14 protein-coding genes are annotated in these 13,517 nt (G+C 70.6%); 6 read left to right on the top strand and 8 right to left on the bottom strand.

Going from position 1 to position 13,517, the window contains the following annotated elements:
- Positions 1 to 117: 117 nt before the first annotated feature.
- Genes ACQKIP_RS14565 through ACQKIP_RS14555 form a run of 3 tightly spaced genes read right to left on the bottom strand, consistent with a single transcriptional unit; the run spans position 118 to position 3,132 of the window.
- Complete coding sequence (locus ACQKIP_RS14565) at positions 118 to 1,251, bottom strand: Mrp/NBP35 family ATP-binding protein (RefSeq protein ID WP_365861895.1); 1,134 nt, start codon at positions 1,249 to 1,251, stop codon at positions 118 to 120.
- 44 nt (positions 1,252 to 1,295) lie between these two features.
- Complete coding sequence (locus ACQKIP_RS14560) at positions 1,296 to 1,871, bottom strand: DUF1003 domain-containing protein (protein WP_365861896.1); 576 nt, start codon at positions 1,869 to 1,871, stop codon at positions 1,296 to 1,298.
- On the bottom strand, positions 1,858 to 3,132 hold the full coding sequence (locus tag ACQKIP_RS14555; protein WP_365861898.1) for a magnesium transporter MgtE N-terminal domain-containing protein: 1,275 nt from the start codon (positions 3,130 to 3,132) through the stop codon (positions 1,858 to 1,860). The genes ACQKIP_RS14560 and ACQKIP_RS14555 overlap by 14 nt, the downstream gene beginning before the upstream one ends.
- A 253-nt stretch (positions 3,133 to 3,385) precedes the next feature.
- Here ACQKIP_RS14555 and ACQKIP_RS14550 point away from each other — a divergent pair, with 253 nt between their 5' ends.
- Positions 3,386 to 4,105 (top strand): hypothetical protein, encoded by a 720-nt coding sequence (locus tag ACQKIP_RS14550; protein ID WP_365861942.1) that lies wholly within the window; start codon positions 3,386 to 3,388, stop codon positions 4,103 to 4,105.
- Between the two features lie 73 nt (positions 4,106 to 4,178).
- Here ACQKIP_RS14550 and ACQKIP_RS14545 read toward each other — a convergent pair whose 3' ends face one another.
- Together ACQKIP_RS14545 and ACQKIP_RS14540 are read right to left on the bottom strand one after the other, a co-directional pair.
- Entirely contained in the window at positions 4,179 to 4,691 is a 513-nt protein-coding gene (locus ACQKIP_RS14545) for a hypothetical protein (RefSeq protein WP_365861900.1), read from the bottom strand.
- 34 nt (positions 4,692 to 4,725) lie between these two features.
- The gene (locus tag ACQKIP_RS14540; RefSeq protein ID WP_365861901.1) at positions 4,726 to 5,847 is read right to left on the bottom strand and encodes a magnesium and cobalt transport protein CorA; all 1,122 of its coding nucleotides are present in this window, start codon (positions 5,845 to 5,847) and stop codon (positions 4,726 to 4,728) included.
- Between the two features lie 472 nt (positions 5,848 to 6,319).
- Between ACQKIP_RS14540 and ACQKIP_RS14535 the strand changes: the two genes are divergently transcribed.
- Positions 6,320 to 6,904, top strand: a complete 585-nt coding sequence (locus ACQKIP_RS14535) for a suppressor of fused domain protein (RefSeq protein WP_365861902.1) — start codon at positions 6,320 to 6,322, stop codon at positions 6,902 to 6,904.
- Positions 6,905 to 6,922: 18 nt separating this feature from the next.
- Here ACQKIP_RS14535 and ACQKIP_RS14530 read toward each other — a convergent pair whose 3' ends face one another.
- Positions 6,923 to 8,176: an MFS transporter gene (locus ACQKIP_RS14530; RefSeq protein WP_365861903.1), complete on the bottom strand. Its 1,254-nt coding sequence runs from the start codon at positions 8,174 to 8,176 to the stop codon at positions 6,923 to 6,925.
- A 160-nt stretch (positions 8,177 to 8,336) separates the two neighbouring features.
- Here ACQKIP_RS14530 and ACQKIP_RS14525 point away from each other — a divergent pair, with 160 nt between their 5' ends.
- From ACQKIP_RS14525 to ACQKIP_RS14515, 3 genes are all read left to right on the top strand, one after another.
- A complete protein-coding gene (locus ACQKIP_RS14525) occupies positions 8,337 to 8,978 on the top strand; it encodes a DUF6758 family protein (protein WP_365861905.1) in 642 nt (213 codons plus the stop codon).
- Between the two features lie 244 nt (positions 8,979 to 9,222).
- Complete coding sequence (locus ACQKIP_RS14520) at positions 9,223 to 10,098, top strand: PHP domain-containing protein (RefSeq protein WP_365861907.1); 876 nt, start codon at positions 9,223 to 9,225, stop codon at positions 10,096 to 10,098.
- Between the two features lie 89 nt (positions 10,099 to 10,187).
- Entirely contained in the window at positions 10,188 to 10,793 is a 606-nt protein-coding gene (locus ACQKIP_RS14515; protein WP_365861909.1) for a MarC family protein, read from the top strand.
- A 151-nt stretch (positions 10,794 to 10,944) separates the two neighbouring features.
- Here ACQKIP_RS14515 and ACQKIP_RS14510 read toward each other — a convergent pair whose 3' ends face one another.
- Complete coding sequence (locus ACQKIP_RS14510; RefSeq protein ID WP_365861910.1) at positions 10,945 to 11,097, bottom strand: hypothetical protein; 153 nt, start codon at positions 11,095 to 11,097, stop codon at positions 10,945 to 10,947.
- 198 nt (positions 11,098 to 11,295) lie between these two features.
- Between ACQKIP_RS14510 and ACQKIP_RS14505 the strand changes: the two genes are divergently transcribed.
- The gene (locus ACQKIP_RS14505; protein ID WP_427743106.1) at positions 11,296 to 12,210 is read left to right on the top strand and encodes an NYN domain-containing protein; all 915 of its coding nucleotides are present in this window, start codon (positions 11,296 to 11,298) and stop codon (positions 12,208 to 12,210) included.
- A 3-nt stretch (positions 12,211 to 12,213) separates the two neighbouring features.
- Here ACQKIP_RS14505 and ACQKIP_RS14500 read toward each other — a convergent pair whose 3' ends face one another.
- Complete coding sequence (locus ACQKIP_RS14500; protein ID WP_365861913.1) at positions 12,214 to 13,257, bottom strand: alpha/beta fold hydrolase; 1,044 nt, start codon at positions 13,255 to 13,257, stop codon at positions 12,214 to 12,216.
- Positions 13,258 to 13,517: the final 260 nt, after the last annotated feature.

Here is a 13,517-nt window from a genome sequence, read left to right as displayed (position 1 = left end):
GCGTCAGATGTGTAAAAGAGACCGCCCTGCCCCCCCCCCCGCACACATCCGCCGTTGGGGGCGCCGCTCGACACGAGCGGCGCCCCCATCGGCGTACGGAAGAAGGCCGGGGAAGCCTCAGAACTTGTTGCGCGGGGTGATCCCCAGGGTCATGCCCGCGAGGCCGCGCTGGCGGCCGCCCAGCTTGCCCGCGATCGCACGCAGCGCCGAGCCCGCCGGGGACTCCGGGTCGGTCAGGACGACCGGCTTGCCCTCGTCGCCGCCCTCGCGCAGCCGGACGTCGATCGGGATGGAGCCCAGGACCGGGACGGTGGCGCCCGTCGTCTTCGTGAGGCCCTCGGCGACGCGCTCGCCGCCGCCGGTGCCGAAGACGTCGACCATCTCGCCGCAGTGCGGGCAGGGCAGCCCGGACATGTTCTCGACGACGCCGACGATCTTCTGGTGGGTCTGCACCGCGATGGAGCCCGCGCGCTCGGCGACCTCGGCCGCCGCCTGCTGGGGCGTCGTCACGACCAGGATCTCGGCGTTCGGGACGAGCTGGGCGACGGAGATCGCGATGTCGCCCGTGCCCGGCGGCAGGTCGAGGAGCAGGACGTCCAGGTCGCCCCAGAAGACGTCCGCGAGGAACTGCTGGAGGGCGCGGTGGAGCATCGGGCCGCGCCAGACGACCGGGGCGTTGCCCGGCGTGAACATGCCGATCGAGATGACCTTCACGCCGTTCGCCGACGGCGGCATGATCATGTCTTCGACCTGGGTGGGCTTGCCGTCGGCGCCCAGCATCCGGGGCACGGAGTGGCCGTAGATGTCCGCGTCCACGACGCCGACCTTCAGGCCGTCCGCCGCCATCGCGGCCGCGAGGTTCACCGTCACCGAGGACTTGCCGACGCCGCCCTTGCCGGACGCGACGGCGTAGACACGGGTCAGCGAGCCGGGCTTGGCGAAGGGGACCTCGCGCTCGGCGGTGCCGCCGCGCAGCGCGTTCGCCAGCTCCTTGCGCTGCTCGTCGCTCATCACGTCGAGGGTGACGTCGACGCGCGTGACGCCTTCGACGGCGGCGACCGCGTCGGTCACGTTCTTCGTGATGGTCTCGCGCATCGGGCACCCGGAGACCGTGAGGTACACGGTGACCGCTACCACCCCATCCGGGGAGATATCGACCGATTTGACCATCCCCAACTCGGTGATGGGTCGATGGATCTCGGGGTCGTTCACCGTCGCCAGTGCTTCCCGCACCGCGTCTTCCGTAGCCATAACACCGATAGTACGGCGCGGTAACCCCGCGCCGGAAAGAGCCGTCAACGGTCGCCTACATCACGCCCGCCGCTCTCCTCCGCGGGGAATACGACGCGGCTCCCGTGCCGCTGCTCCTCCAGCTCCCTGACCAGGTCCTGGAGTTCGGAACGGATCCAGTCGCGGGTGGCGACCTCGCCCAGGCCCATGCGCAGGGCGGCGATCTCGCGGCTCAGATACTCGGTGTCCGCGATCGCACGCTCGTTCTGCTTGCGGTCCTGTTCGAGGTTGACCCGGTCCCGGTCGTCCTGCCGGTTCTGCGCGAGCAGGATCAGCGGCGCCGCGTAGGAGGCCTGGAGGGACAGTGCCAGGGTCAGGAACAGGAAGGGGAACGGGTCGAAGCGCAGCGCCTGCGGAGCCCAGACGTTCCAGGCGACCCACACGATGATCGTGACCGTCATCCAGACGATGAAGCGCCCCGTGCCCAGGAACCGCGCGATCCGCTCCGAGAGCCGCCCGAAGGCCTCCGGGTCGTACTCCGGCAGGAGCCTGCGGCGCGGCGGCCGCGGCTGGTCGAGCCGGAAGCGGGGCGCGGGCCGCTGCTCGGCGCGGGTGTCCCGCTCGCGGTCAACCGGCGGCACGGGGCGCCTCGTCCTGGTGGAACTCCGTCTCGCGCCAGTCGTCCGGCAGCATGTGGTCGAGCACGTCGTCGACCGTGACCGCGCCGAGCAGCGAGCCGCCCTCGTCGACGACGGGGGCCGCCACCATGTCGTACGTGGCGAAGAACCCGGCGACCTGCGGCAGCGCGGTCTCCGGCGCGAGGGTCTGGAGATCGTCGTCGAGGACCGAGCTGACCAGCGTGTACGGCGGATCGCGCAGGAGCCGCTGGAAGTGCACGGTGCCCAGGTACTTGCCCGTCGGCGTCTCGTCCGGCGGGCGGCACACGTAGACCTGCGCGGCGAGCGCGGGGGAGAGGTCCTGCTGGCGCACCCGTGCGAGGGCGTCCGCGATCGTCGCGTCGGGCCGCAGCACGATCGGCTCGGTCGTCATCAGACCGCCCGCGGTGCGCTCCTCGTACGCCATCAGGCGCCGCACGTCGGCGGCGTCGTCCGGCTGCATCAGCGTAAGGAGACGCTCCTTGTCGTCCTCGGGCAGCTCGGCGAGCAGGTCGGCGGCGTCGTCCGGGTCCATCGCCTCCAGGACGTCGGCCGCGCGCTCCTCCTTGAGCTTGCCGAGGATCTCGATCTGGTCGTCCTCGGGGAGCTCTTCGAGGACGTCGGCGAGCCGGTCGTCGTCGAGCGCGGCCGCCACCTCGGCCCGCCTTTTCGGCGAGAGGTGGTGCAAGACGTTGGCGAGGTCGGCGGGGCGCAGCTGTTCGAAGGTGGCGAGCAGGCTCTCCGCGCCTTGGCCGTGCTCCTCGACGGCGAATCCGTCGACGGCCGACCACTCGACGGTGAGCGTCTCTCCCTTGCGCCGGAAAGCACCGCCCTTCCCCTTGCGGACGAAGACCCGGTCGATCTCCCAGTCGCGCCGGGCGGGCAGCTGCTGCACCGCCACGTCCAGGACGGTCACCTCCTCGCCCGTCTCGATGAGCCTGACCCGCCGGTCGAGCATCTCGCCGAGCACGAGCCGCTCGGTGGGCCGCTGCTCGAAACGCCGTACGTTCAGTACGCCGGTGGTGATGACCTGGCCCGTCTCGATGCCGGTCACCCGGGTCATGGGCAGGAAGATGCGGCGCCGCGTGGACAGTTCGACGACCAGGCCGAGCAGCCGGGGCGGCCTGCGCTGCACCCGCAGCGTCGCCACCAGGTCGCGCACCCGTCCGACCTGGTCGCCGTTCGGGTCGAAGACGGCGGAGCCGGCCAGATGCGAGACGAAGACCCGGGAGGCGCTCGCCGCCATCGCACCCGCCTCCCTCACTCATAGCGTCTATGCCGTTCTGTCCCGTAATGCGGGCTTCAGGCTAGCCCGTCCCGGTCGGTTACGCCCCGGCGGAGCGGCCGACCGGACTGGCGCCGATCCAACTGGTCAGCACGGGTACGCTGCCGTACTGCCGTAGCCGTAGCCGTAGCCGTCGTCCCCACGAGAGGCAGCGCCCCCTGTGTCAGCGATTCCCCCGGTCCGCCGTACCCGCAGAGCAGCACTCGTGAGCGCGATGTGCGCGGGGCTCGTCGTGGGGGTCACCGGTCTCACCGGGTGCAGCAGCGAGGAGGACCCGGACGCGGGCACGAACGGCATGGGCAAGCTCTCCGCCGCGAAGATCCAGAGCAAGAGCCGCGCGGCCGCCGAGGCGGCGCCCGCGGTGCGCCTCTCGGGGACCCTGGTCAGCAAGGGCCACACGTACAAGCTCGACATGCGCCTGAAAGAAGACGGCGGCTCCGGGTCGGTCACCTCGAAGGGGCAGACCTTCCAGCTGCTGCGCGTCGGCAAGAACCTCTTCCTCAAGGCCGACTCCGGCTTCTGGACCCACGAGGAGGCCAAGGGCGACGAGAAGCCCGGCCAGGCGGACGACCAGGCCGCGGCCAAGCTCGACGGCAAGTACGTGAAGGTCCCCGAGGAGGACGCGGCCTACCGCCAGCTGAGCGGCTTCACGGACAAGGACAGCCTCCTCGACGGCATCCTCGCCCTGCACGGCAAGCTCGCCGCCGGAGACCGTGGCACGATCGACGGCAACCCCAGCATCGAGATCAACGGCGACGAGGGCGCGGGCGGCACCCTGAACGTCTCCCTGGAGGGCAAGCCCTACCCGCTGCGCCTGAAGCGCGCGGGCGACGCGGGCACGCTCCGGCTCAGCGACTGGGGCAGGGACTTCACCCTCAGCGAGCCGGAGAAGGACGAGATGGTGGACTACGGAGAGCAGTTGCCCCAGTCGTAGGGCGGCTGCCCAGTCCGTGGGCCGGCGCCCCAGTCGTAGGGCGCGCTACGCCTCGTCCAGTCACCCGGCGCGGCTAGCCGCGCCGCTTCTTCCGCTTGAACAGCAGCCGGGGGAGCCCTTCGGGCACCGGCTGCCGGGTGGTCGCCGGGGTCGGCAGGGGCGGGGCCGCGAGGGACGCGTCGGGCAGGTCGGTGCTGATGTCCCGCGGGGTGAGCCGGACGACCCGGCACTCGTCCGCCCAGCGCTGCGGCATCCGCTCGCCGTCCGGCGCGTTCAGGCGCTTGCCCTTGAGCTCGGCGACGGCCGCCTCCCAGGCCTCGGAGCGCGGCGCGAGCTCGGTCACCTCCGCCGTCCAGGCGATGAGGCGACCGCCCTTGTCCTTGCTGCGTACGGTCACTTCGGCGGTGCCGCCGTCGACGAGGCCCGGCAGCGGCTGCTCGCCGGGGCCGTCGCCGATGAGGTGCGCCGCGCCCTCGTGCCATACGTGCCACAGGGCGCGGGCCGGTTCCCCGCCGCGCACCCAGATGAGGCCCGACTTCTTGGTGGCCTCCTCGACGAGGGCCCGGGCGAGCAGCGTTTCTGTCATGCGCGCAGCCTATCGAGCTGCCCGCCCCGGACGGCTAGAGCCAGCCGTTGCGCTTCAGGGTGCGGTGGATGGCCCAGCAGACGCCGCCGATGAGGACGAGCACCATCGGGTAGCCGTAACGCCATTCCAGCTCGGGCATGTGCTTGAAGTTCATGCCGTAGACCCCGCAGACCGCCGTCGGCACGGCGATGATCGCTGCCCAGGAGGTGATCTTGCGCATGTCCTCGTTCTGCGCGACCGCCGCCTGCGCGAGGTTGGCCTGAAGGATCGAGTTGAGCAGTTCGTCGAAGCCGACGACCTGCTCCTGGACGCGCGTGAGGTGGTCGGCGACGTCCCGGAAGTACTTCTGGATGTCGGGGTCGACAAGACGCATCGGCCGCTCGCTGAGCAGCAGCATCGGACGGAGCAGCGGCGACACGGCCCGCTTGAACTCCAGTACCTCGCGCTTGAGCTGGTAGATCCGCCCGGCGTCGACGCCGCGCGAGGTCCCCTTGCCCTTGCTCGGCGCGGAGAACACCTCGCTCTCCACGTCGTCGATGTCGTCCTGCATGGCGTCGGCGACCGCGATGTACCCGTCGACGACGTGGTCGGCGATGGTGTGCAGGACCGCGGAGGGGCCCTTGGCGAGCAGCTCGGGGTCCTCCTGGAGGCGGCGCCGCAGGGCGCGCAGCGAGCCTTGTCCGCCGTGCCGCACGGTGATGAAGAAGTCCCGGCCGGTGAAGCACATCACCTCGCCGGTCTCCACGATCTCGCTGGTGGCGGTGAGTTCGGCGTGCTCGACGTAGTGGATGGTCTTGAAGACCGTGAAGAGCGTGTCGTCGTAGCGCTCCAGCTTGGGCCGCTGGTGGGCGTGCACCGCGTCCTCGACGGCGAGGGGGTGCAGCCCGAACTCGGCGGCGATACCGGAGAATTCGGCCTCGGTCGGCTCGTGCAGACCGATCCAGGCGAAGCCGCCCTCGCGGCGCACCTGGAGCATCGCCTCGTGCGGCGTGAGCGTGTCGTCGCAGGCCGCGCGGCGGCCGTCGCGGTAGACCGCGCAGTCGACGACGGCGGAGGCGGCGGTCGGGTCGCGGGTGGTGTCGTACGAGTTGTAGGCGCCGCCGTCCTTGCGGAGCGAAGGACGGACGGCGGCGCGGAGGTCGCGGATCATCGACATGGGGCAGGCTCCTTTGACGGAGGCCGCCGGCGACGGTTGGAACTACCCGGAATGGGGACGTCCTGCTGAGGATGTTTGGCACGTCCACAAAGCGGGGAGCACCGCACCATCGCGGTGGCAGCTTCGCTACTGACTCAGATCAAAGAACTCAGAGAGATCAGGTGGAAACGAAGTGCTCTTCCGTCGCACGCAAGCACGGGGAGTACAGACGCACGGTGGCAGCTACAGGGCTGCGTGAGGTGTCAGACGGAAGAACGGGTGGTACTGCACGGTCGACTTCGATCCATGGCAGCCCCACCTCCTCCGGCCGGTCCCCCGTAGGGGAAGTCCCTAGCGCGTAGCGCGCGAAGTCATCTGCCCGGGCTTGAGAGCGCGCTCTGCGTGCTGCCCGGAACCAGCGGCCAACACTATCAGCCGACTGAAGTGTCAAGCCCCGTCTTTACCCGCCACTGACGAGTTCTATGCTCGCGGGATGGCTGATGTTCTTGCTCTGGTCGAGGCCCGCATCCGCAGCGCCCTCGGTGAACCGGACGCCCGCGCCGCGGTGACCTTCCTCGGCACCGACCGCGTCGAAGTGCTGCGCTTCACGGACGGGGACCTGGTCAGATACGCCACCCTCGGCATGTCGGGCAAGGCGATGGCCGATCCCACCGCGGTTGTGGCCGACCCGGTCAAGGGCCCGCGCGCGGAGCTGGTCCTCTCGGTGCGCGGTGGCGTCGCCGACACGGACAAGGTGCTGCGCCCGCTGGCCGTACTGGCGGCTTCGCCGCAGGTCGAGGGCCTGATCGTGGCGCCGGGAGCCTCGCTCGACACGGGCGAACCGCTGTGGCCCGGCGCGCAGTTCACGTCGGTCCTCGTCGCGGAGCCGGGCGGCCTGGTGGAGGACCTGGAGCTTGACGAGCCCATGGAGCCCGTACGGTTCCTGCCGCTGCTGCCCATGACGCCGAACGAGGGCGCGTGGAAGCGGGTGCACGGCGCGCAGGCCCTCCAGGAGCGCTGGCTGAACAGCGGAACGGACCTGCGCGATCCGCTGCGCAAGTCCGTGTCCCTGGACTGAAATCGACTGCCGGAAGCCTCAGTTGGCGAAGACGGTGACGCTGTCCTCCGTGGCGTGCTTCGGTTCGAGCTCCTCGGCCTCGTGGGTGAGGGCTTCCCTGCGGACCCAGACCACGACCGCGCCGAGCACCGCAGTGACGGCCGCGACCACGAACGGGACGTGGATGTTGCTCCACTCCTCGATTTTCGGCGCGAAGAACGGCGCCGCGGCGGCGGCGAACCACCGCACGAAGTTGTAGCCGGCGCTCGCCACCGGGCGCGGCGCGTCCGACACGCCGAGCGCGAGCTCGGTGTAGACGGTGTTGTTCACGCCGATGAAGGCGCCGGACAGGATCGTGCAGACGATGGCCGTCGCGTGGTTGCCGTACCCGAGGACCAGCACGTCCGCCGCGAGCAGCACCAGCGAGCCGCCGAGGACCCTCAGGGAGCCCATCTTCGCCTGGAGCCGGGGCGCCACGAGCACCGAGAAGACGGCGAGCAGCAGACCCCAGGCGAAGAAGATCGCGCCTGACTTGTACGGGGTCATGTTCAGCACGAACGGCGTGAAGGCCAGGACCGTGAAGAACGTGTAGTTGTAGAAGAACGCGGAGGCGGCGGCGGACGCGAGCCCGCCGTGCCCCAGGGCCTTGATCGGGGCGAGCAGCGAGGTCTTCTGCGCGGGCTTCGGCTGCTCCTTGAGGAACGCCGTGATGCACAGGAAGCCGACCGCCATCAGGACCGCGGTGCCGAAGAACGGGTAGCGCCAGCTCGCGTTGCCGAGGACCGCGCCGAGCAGCGGCCCGCAGGCCATGCCGAGGCCGAGCGCCGACTCGTACAGCAGGATCGCGGCGGCGCTGCCGCCGGCCGCGGCGCCGACGATGACGGCGAGGGCGGTCGACACGAAGAGCGCGTTTCCGAGCCCCCATCCCGCGCGGAACCCGACGAGTTCGCCCACCGACCCCGAGGTGCCGGCGAGCCCCGCGAAGACCACGACGAGCGCGAGCCCGAGCAGCAGGGTCTTCTTGCCGCCGATGCGGCTGGAGACGAACCCGGTCACCAGCATCGCCACGGCGGTGATCAGGAAGTACGAGGTGAAGAGCAGGGAGACCTGGCTTGCCGATGCGTCCAGGCCCTTGGCGATGGAGGGGAGGATCGGGTCGACGAGCCCGATGCCCATGAAGGCGACGACGGACGCGCCCGCGGTGGCCCAGACGGCCTTCGGCTGCCGCAGCAGGCTGGTCGCCCCCTTGTCCAGTGGGTCCCCTCCGGCGGGTCCTCCGGTGCTGCTGTTCATGCCTGCTCCTTAGCGGCTTACGTCGAGATCGTTGACGTATACACATATTAGTTAGCCAAGCTAAAAGATGCAAGCTACATCTAGTTTCTCCTGGTGACAGGACCACCGGACGGGTGATCGTCCTTGACGGGGGGACGACCGGGGAGGACCGTTGGTCGTTATGAGGGGCGAACCCAGTTGCCCGAAGTGTGGTGGCCGGGTCAGGGCTCCCGGTCTCTTTGCCGACTCCTGGCAGTGCGATGTGCACGGGACGGTGCATCCGCTGCAGCCTGTGATCCCGCCGAGCGTCGAGGCGCTCCAAGTGGTGGTGCACCGCGCACAGGTGCCGGTCTGGATGCCCTGGCCGCTGCCTGTCGGCTGGCTGTTCACGGGCGTGGCCTGCGCGGGCGACGACCGCAGCGGTGGCCGCGCGACCGCTGTGGCCTGCTCGGGGCCCGCGCCGCTCGGCGGCATCGGTGAGCTGGTGCTTGTCGCCGAGGAGCTCGGTGTCGGGCTCGGCGCGCGGTATGCGGGCATCGACGGCCCGGACCCCGGTCCCTATCTGAAGGTCGAGAAGCCGCCGCAGGCCAAGCTGCTCGCGGCGGGCAGGCCGACCCCGATGTGGCATGTCGCGGGCACGCCGGACGACCGCGCGGTCTTCGCGGGCGAGGCGCGCGGCCTGTGGCTGTGGGCGGTGGCGTGGCCGGAGCAGTCGGGGCTCCTGATGTACGACGAGCTGGTGCTCACGGACTTGCGGGACGCCGGGGCCGAGACGGACCTGCTGCCGTGCGGGGCGCTTTCGCCGCGGATTCTGTCGCCGTGACGGCGGGGTGGCGGGACGGCGGGGTGCTGTGACGGCGTGACTGCGCGGCACCCCTGTGCCGTGACGGTGTGACTGCGCGGCACCGTGATGCCGTGACGGTGCGAGCCGTGATGCGTGCCGCGCCGCGAGGTCGGTGAGGGGGTGCCGTGAGGGGTGTCTCCTCTGTGGCGGGCGGCGGAGCGTTCGGCTCCCGTTATCCTTGAGCGTCCCCTTCGTCCGCCCGTCAGAGCCTGGAGTCCGCGTCGTGCGCATCGATCTGCACACCCACTCCACCGCTTCCGACGGCACGGACACCCCGGCGCAGCTGGTGCGCAATGCTGCCGCCGCCGGGCTCGACGTCGTCGCGCTCACGGACCACGACACCACCCGCGGGCACGCGGAGGCCGTCGCCGCTCTCGCGGAACTCGACCGGGGCCTCACCCTGGTCACCGGCGCCGAACTCTCCTGCCGCCTCGACGGCGTGGGCCTGCACATGCTGGCCTACCTCTTCGACCCCGACGAGCCGGAACTCGCCCGTGAGCGCGAGCTCGTGCGCGACGACCGGGTGCCCCGCGCGAAGACGATGGTCGGCAAACTCCGGGAGCTCGGCGTTCCGGTCACCTGGGAGCAGGTCGCGCGCATCGCGGGCGACGGCTCGGTCGGCCGCCCGCACATCGCGGAAGCCCTGGTGGAGCTGGGCGTCGTGCCCACCGTCTCGGACGCCTTCACGCCCGACTGGCTCGCCGACGGCGGCCGCGCGTACGCCGGGAAGCACGAACTGGACCCCTTCGACGCGATCCGCCTGGTCAAGGCCGCCGGCGGCGTCACCGTCTTCGCGCACCCCGCTGCCGTCAAGCGCGGCCAGGTGGTGCCCGAGGGCGCGATAGCGGCACTGGCCGCCGCCGGTCTCGACGGCATCGAGGCCGACCACATGGACCACGCCCCCGAAACCCGCACCCGGCTGCACGGCCTCGCCGCGGACCTCGGCCTCCTCGTCACGGGGTCGAGCGACTACCACGGCAGCCGCAAGACTTGTGTGCTCGGGGAGTTCACCACCGACCCCGAGATCTACGGGGAGATCACGCGCCGCGCGACCGGGGCGTTCCCGGTGCCGGGCGCGGGCGGACGGCCCTCCGCGTAACGCGGGCTCGGCTCCCTGCCGCCTTCCACCTTTTCCGCCGCCCTCGCGCGGCATTTTCGTACGACTCACTTCACCGCAAGGCCATCACTGTGTTCGACGTCGCCGTCTTCGGATCCCTCTTTCTCACCCTTTTTGTCATCATGGATCCCCCCGGGATCACCCCGATCTTCCTCGGACTCACCTCCGGCCGCCCCGCCAAGGTGCAGCGCAAGATGGCCTTCCAGGCCGTGTGCGTCGCCTTCGGCGTGATCGCGGTCTTCGGGGTCCTGGGGCATCAGATCCTCGACTACCTGCATGTGTCCGTCCCCGCGCTGATGATCGCGGGCGGTCTGCTGCTCCTGCTGATCGCGCTCGACCTGCTCACCGGCAAGTCGGACGAGCCGACGCAGACCAAGGACGTCAATGTCGCCCTCGTGCCGCTCGGCATGCCGCTGCTCGCGGGGCCCGGCGCGATCGTCTCCGTCATCCTGGCCGTCCAGGACGCCGACAGCCTCGGCACGCAGATCTCCGTGTGGGCGGCGATCGTGGCGATGCACGTCGTGCTGTGGCTCGTGATGCGTTACTCGCTGCTGATCATCCGGGTCATCAAGGACGGCGGCGTGGTCCTGGTGACGCGGCTCGCGGGCATGATGCTGTCCGCGATCGCGGTGCAGCAGATCATCAACGGCGTGACGCAGGTGATCAACGGCGCCTAGAGCGCCCGGTGCGGGGGCGGCACGAGCGGGGGCGGCTTGCGTGGGTGCCCGGACATGCCAAGGGCCCCCGTACCAACGGTGTACGGGGGCCCTTCAACCTGTGCGTGCAACCTATATGTGCAACGTGCTACCTATATGTGCAACATGTGCGTTACGAGGCCGGGGAGTCGGCCGGGCGGATATAGATGCGCTGGCCTATCGCTGCGGCCTGCTGCACGATCCGATTGACGGAGGCGGCGTCTACGACGGTCCGGTCCACGGCAGCGCCGTCGACGTCGTCGAGTCGCATGATTTCGAAGCGCATGAGGCTTCTCCCTTCGTCTGGTCATCCTCCTGAGGAGAACTACTGGTGTGTGGCCGCCGGGACAGCTGTGTCCGGCGTTCCATAGGGGTACAACGAGTTGCCCCCAGCAAACATTCCCTACGCTAAAGAAATTTTTCGACAGACTAATTACTCACGAGTAGCGAGATCGGTTGTGTTCGCTGCGTGACCGACGGGACAATGAGGGCGATGAACGACGAGATCGAGATCACCGCCATCAGCGCCCAGCTGGAGCGCGCCAACGGACTCCTCGAGCGTGTGCTCGCCGAGGTGGCGAAGACGCCGTCCACGCACGCGATCTTCGTCGACGCCGGTTATGTGTACGCGGCGGCGGGGCGGCTCGCGGTGGGTACGGAGGACCGGCGGGCCTTCGATCTTGACGCGGAGGGCCTGATCGAGGCGTTCATCGACAAGGCGCGCACGATCTTCGCGGACAGCCGGCTGCTGCGCGTCTACTGGTACGACGGTGCGCGGCGCCGCATCCACACGGTGGAGCAGCAGTCCATCGCCGAGTTGCCCGACGTCAAGGTGCGCCTGGGCAATCTCAACGCGAACAACCAGCAGAAGGGCGTGGACTCCCTCATCCGGACGGACCTGGAGTCACTGGCCCGGCACCGCGCGATCAGCGACGCGGCGCTGGTCGGCGGCGACGAGGACCTGGTCTCGGCGGTGGAGGCCGCGCAGGGGTACGGCGCGCGGGTGCATCTGTGGGGCATCGAGGCGTCCGAGGGCCGCAACCAGGCGGAGCCGCTGCTCTGGGAGGTCGACAGCCAGCGCACGTTCGACCTCGACTTCTTCAAGCCGTACGTGTCCCGGCGCAGCGTCGCGATGTCGTACGAGACGGCGGGCACGCCCCGGCCGCCCCGCGACGACGTGCGGTTCGTGGGCGCGCAGATCGCCGCGAAGTGGCTGGCCGCGCGGGGGCGCGAGGCGCTGGTGGACCTGCTGCCGGGCCATCCGTATCTGCCGGGGTCGGTGGACCAGGAACTCCTGGTGGAGGCCGAGAAGCTGCTCGCGTACTCGCTGCGGGGGCAGTCCGATCTGCGGCGGGCGCTGCGGGACGGCTTCTGGGAGCACCTCCAGACGCAGTACTAGGGCCTAGCGGTCGGTGCTGCCCGCCTGTTCGCCGGCCCGGTCCCAGAAGGCGATGAGGGCCGCGGCGGTCTCCGCGGGGCGGTCGGTGTTGGGGGAGTGCTCGGCGCCGTCGATGATCGTGCGGTGGGCTGCAAGACGCCGGGTCATCTCGTCGAGCCAGGGGACGGGCCAGGTGTCGTCGCGCTCGCCGGAGATGACGTGCTTGGGCAGGGGGAGGGCGGCGAGCTCCGTGACGCGGTCCGGCTCGACGCAGAGCTGCTTGCCGGTGGCGATGAGCTGCGCGGGGCTGTGCCGCAGCCAGCGTTCGCGCAGGGCGTCACTGTCACCGTCACCGTCGACGTCGGTGTCCTCGGGCGGATCGAAGGCCTGGATGGCGGCCCAGGCCTCGGCCATCGACATCACGGCCAGTGCGTCTGTCAGCATCTTGGCGCGGGCCTGCTGCGGGGGTGAGATGGCGGCGGGGCCCGATGCCATGAGGGTGAGCGAGGCGAAGGTGTCCGCGGGGGCGCGGAGGGTGGCGGCGCGGGCGATCTGACCGCCGAGGGAGTGGCCCAGGAGGTGGAGGCGGCGCAGGTGGGGCGGGGCGGTGCGTGCGCTGTCGCCTTGAGGCGGGCCTGCGGTCTCGGAGGGGCTGGCGGCCTCGGAGGGCCTGGGGGCCTCCGGAATCCCTTCGGCCTCGGAGAGTCCGTCGGCCCGGGTGAGTGAGTCGGCCGGGGAGGGGCCGTCGGCGCGGGTGAGTGCGGCTGCCTGGGACAGTACGTCCTGGGCCAACTCGGCCTGTGCGTACGGGACTTCGTCCTTCTCGGGGCCCTGGCTCTCGTACTGTCCGCGGCCGTCGACGGCGACCGCTCGATACCCGGCATCCGCGATGGGCCTGAGCAGGGCGATGAAGTCCTCCTTGCTCCCGGTGAAACCGGGGAGCAGCAGAACGGTGCCTCTGGCCTCGCCGGCCGGGCGGGCGTCCAGGGCGGCGAAGTCGCCGCGCACGGTCCGCAGACGCCGCGCGTCGACGCCGGGGGGCGGGGTGAAGGTTGGGGGCCTGCTCATGCCCTTGAGGCTATCCGCAGCCGCGGGGAGCTGCGCTGGGCGGGGCGGGCGCTGCGCGGGGCCTGCGCCGGGGTACGGAGTGCCCTCCGGCGCCTGAGAGGGCTTCCCGCGCTTCGCTCGCCGCTCGGATTGCGCCTTGCTTTCCACCAACCCGGCGCTGCGCGCCGGACGTGCGGGGCCCCCCCCCCCCCCCCGAACCCCCACCCCCCAACCCTCGCCCACCAAACACCCCCCCCCCGGGGCACCAACCCAAACAGGGA

The organism is Streptomyces sp. NPDC059900 (assembly GCF_050270335.1).
GTDB lineage: Bacteria > Actinomycetota > Actinomycetes > Streptomycetales > Streptomycetaceae > Streptomyces.
Note: the sequence above shows the minus strand (reverse complement) of the source record. Positions and strands in the feature narration are given on the sequence as shown.

What these genes read in the sequence shown, in the direction of transcription:
- ACQKIP_RS14565 (WP_365861895.1), bottom strand. Translation starts at nt 1,251, where the DNA reads ATGGCTACGGAAGACGCGGTGCGGGAAGCACTGGCGACGGTGAACGAC.
- ACQKIP_RS14555 (WP_365861898.1), bottom strand. Translation starts at nt 3,132, where the DNA reads ATGGCGGCGAGCGCCTCCCGGGTCTTCGTCTCGCATCTGGCCGGCTCC.
- ACQKIP_RS14550 (WP_365861942.1), top strand. Translation starts at nt 3,386, where the DNA reads ATGTGCGCGGGGCTCGTCGTGGGGGTCACCGGTCTCACCGGGTGCAGC.
- ACQKIP_RS14545 (WP_365861900.1), bottom strand. Translation starts at nt 4,691, where the DNA reads ATGACAGAAACGCTGCTCGCCCGGGCCCTCGTCGAGGAGGCCACCAAG.
- ACQKIP_RS14540 (WP_365861901.1), bottom strand. Translation starts at nt 5,847, where the DNA reads ATGTCGATGATCCGCGACCTCCGCGCCGCCGTCCGTCCTTCGCTCCGC.
- ACQKIP_RS14535 (WP_365861902.1), top strand. Translation starts at nt 6,320, where the DNA reads ATGGCTGATGTTCTTGCTCTGGTCGAGGCCCGCATCCGCAGCGCCCTC.
- ACQKIP_RS14530 (WP_365861903.1), bottom strand. Translation starts at nt 8,176, where the DNA reads ATGAACAGCAGCACCGGAGGACCCGCCGGAGGGGACCCACTGGACAAG.
- ACQKIP_RS14525 (WP_365861905.1), top strand. Translation starts at nt 8,337, where the DNA reads ATGAGGGGCGAACCCAGTTGCCCGAAGTGTGGTGGCCGGGTCAGGGCT.
- ACQKIP_RS14510 (WP_365861910.1), bottom strand. Translation starts at nt 11,097, where the DNA reads ATGCGCTTCGAAATCATGCGACTCGACGACGTCGACGGCGCTGCCGTG.
- ACQKIP_RS14505 (WP_427743106.1), top strand. Translation starts at nt 11,296, where the DNA reads ATGAGGGCGATGAACGACGAGATCGAGATCACCGCCATCAGCGCCCAG.
- ACQKIP_RS14500 (WP_365861913.1), bottom strand. Translation starts at nt 13,257, where the DNA reads ATGAGCAGGCCCCCAACCTTCACCCCGCCCCCCGGCGTCGACGCGCGG.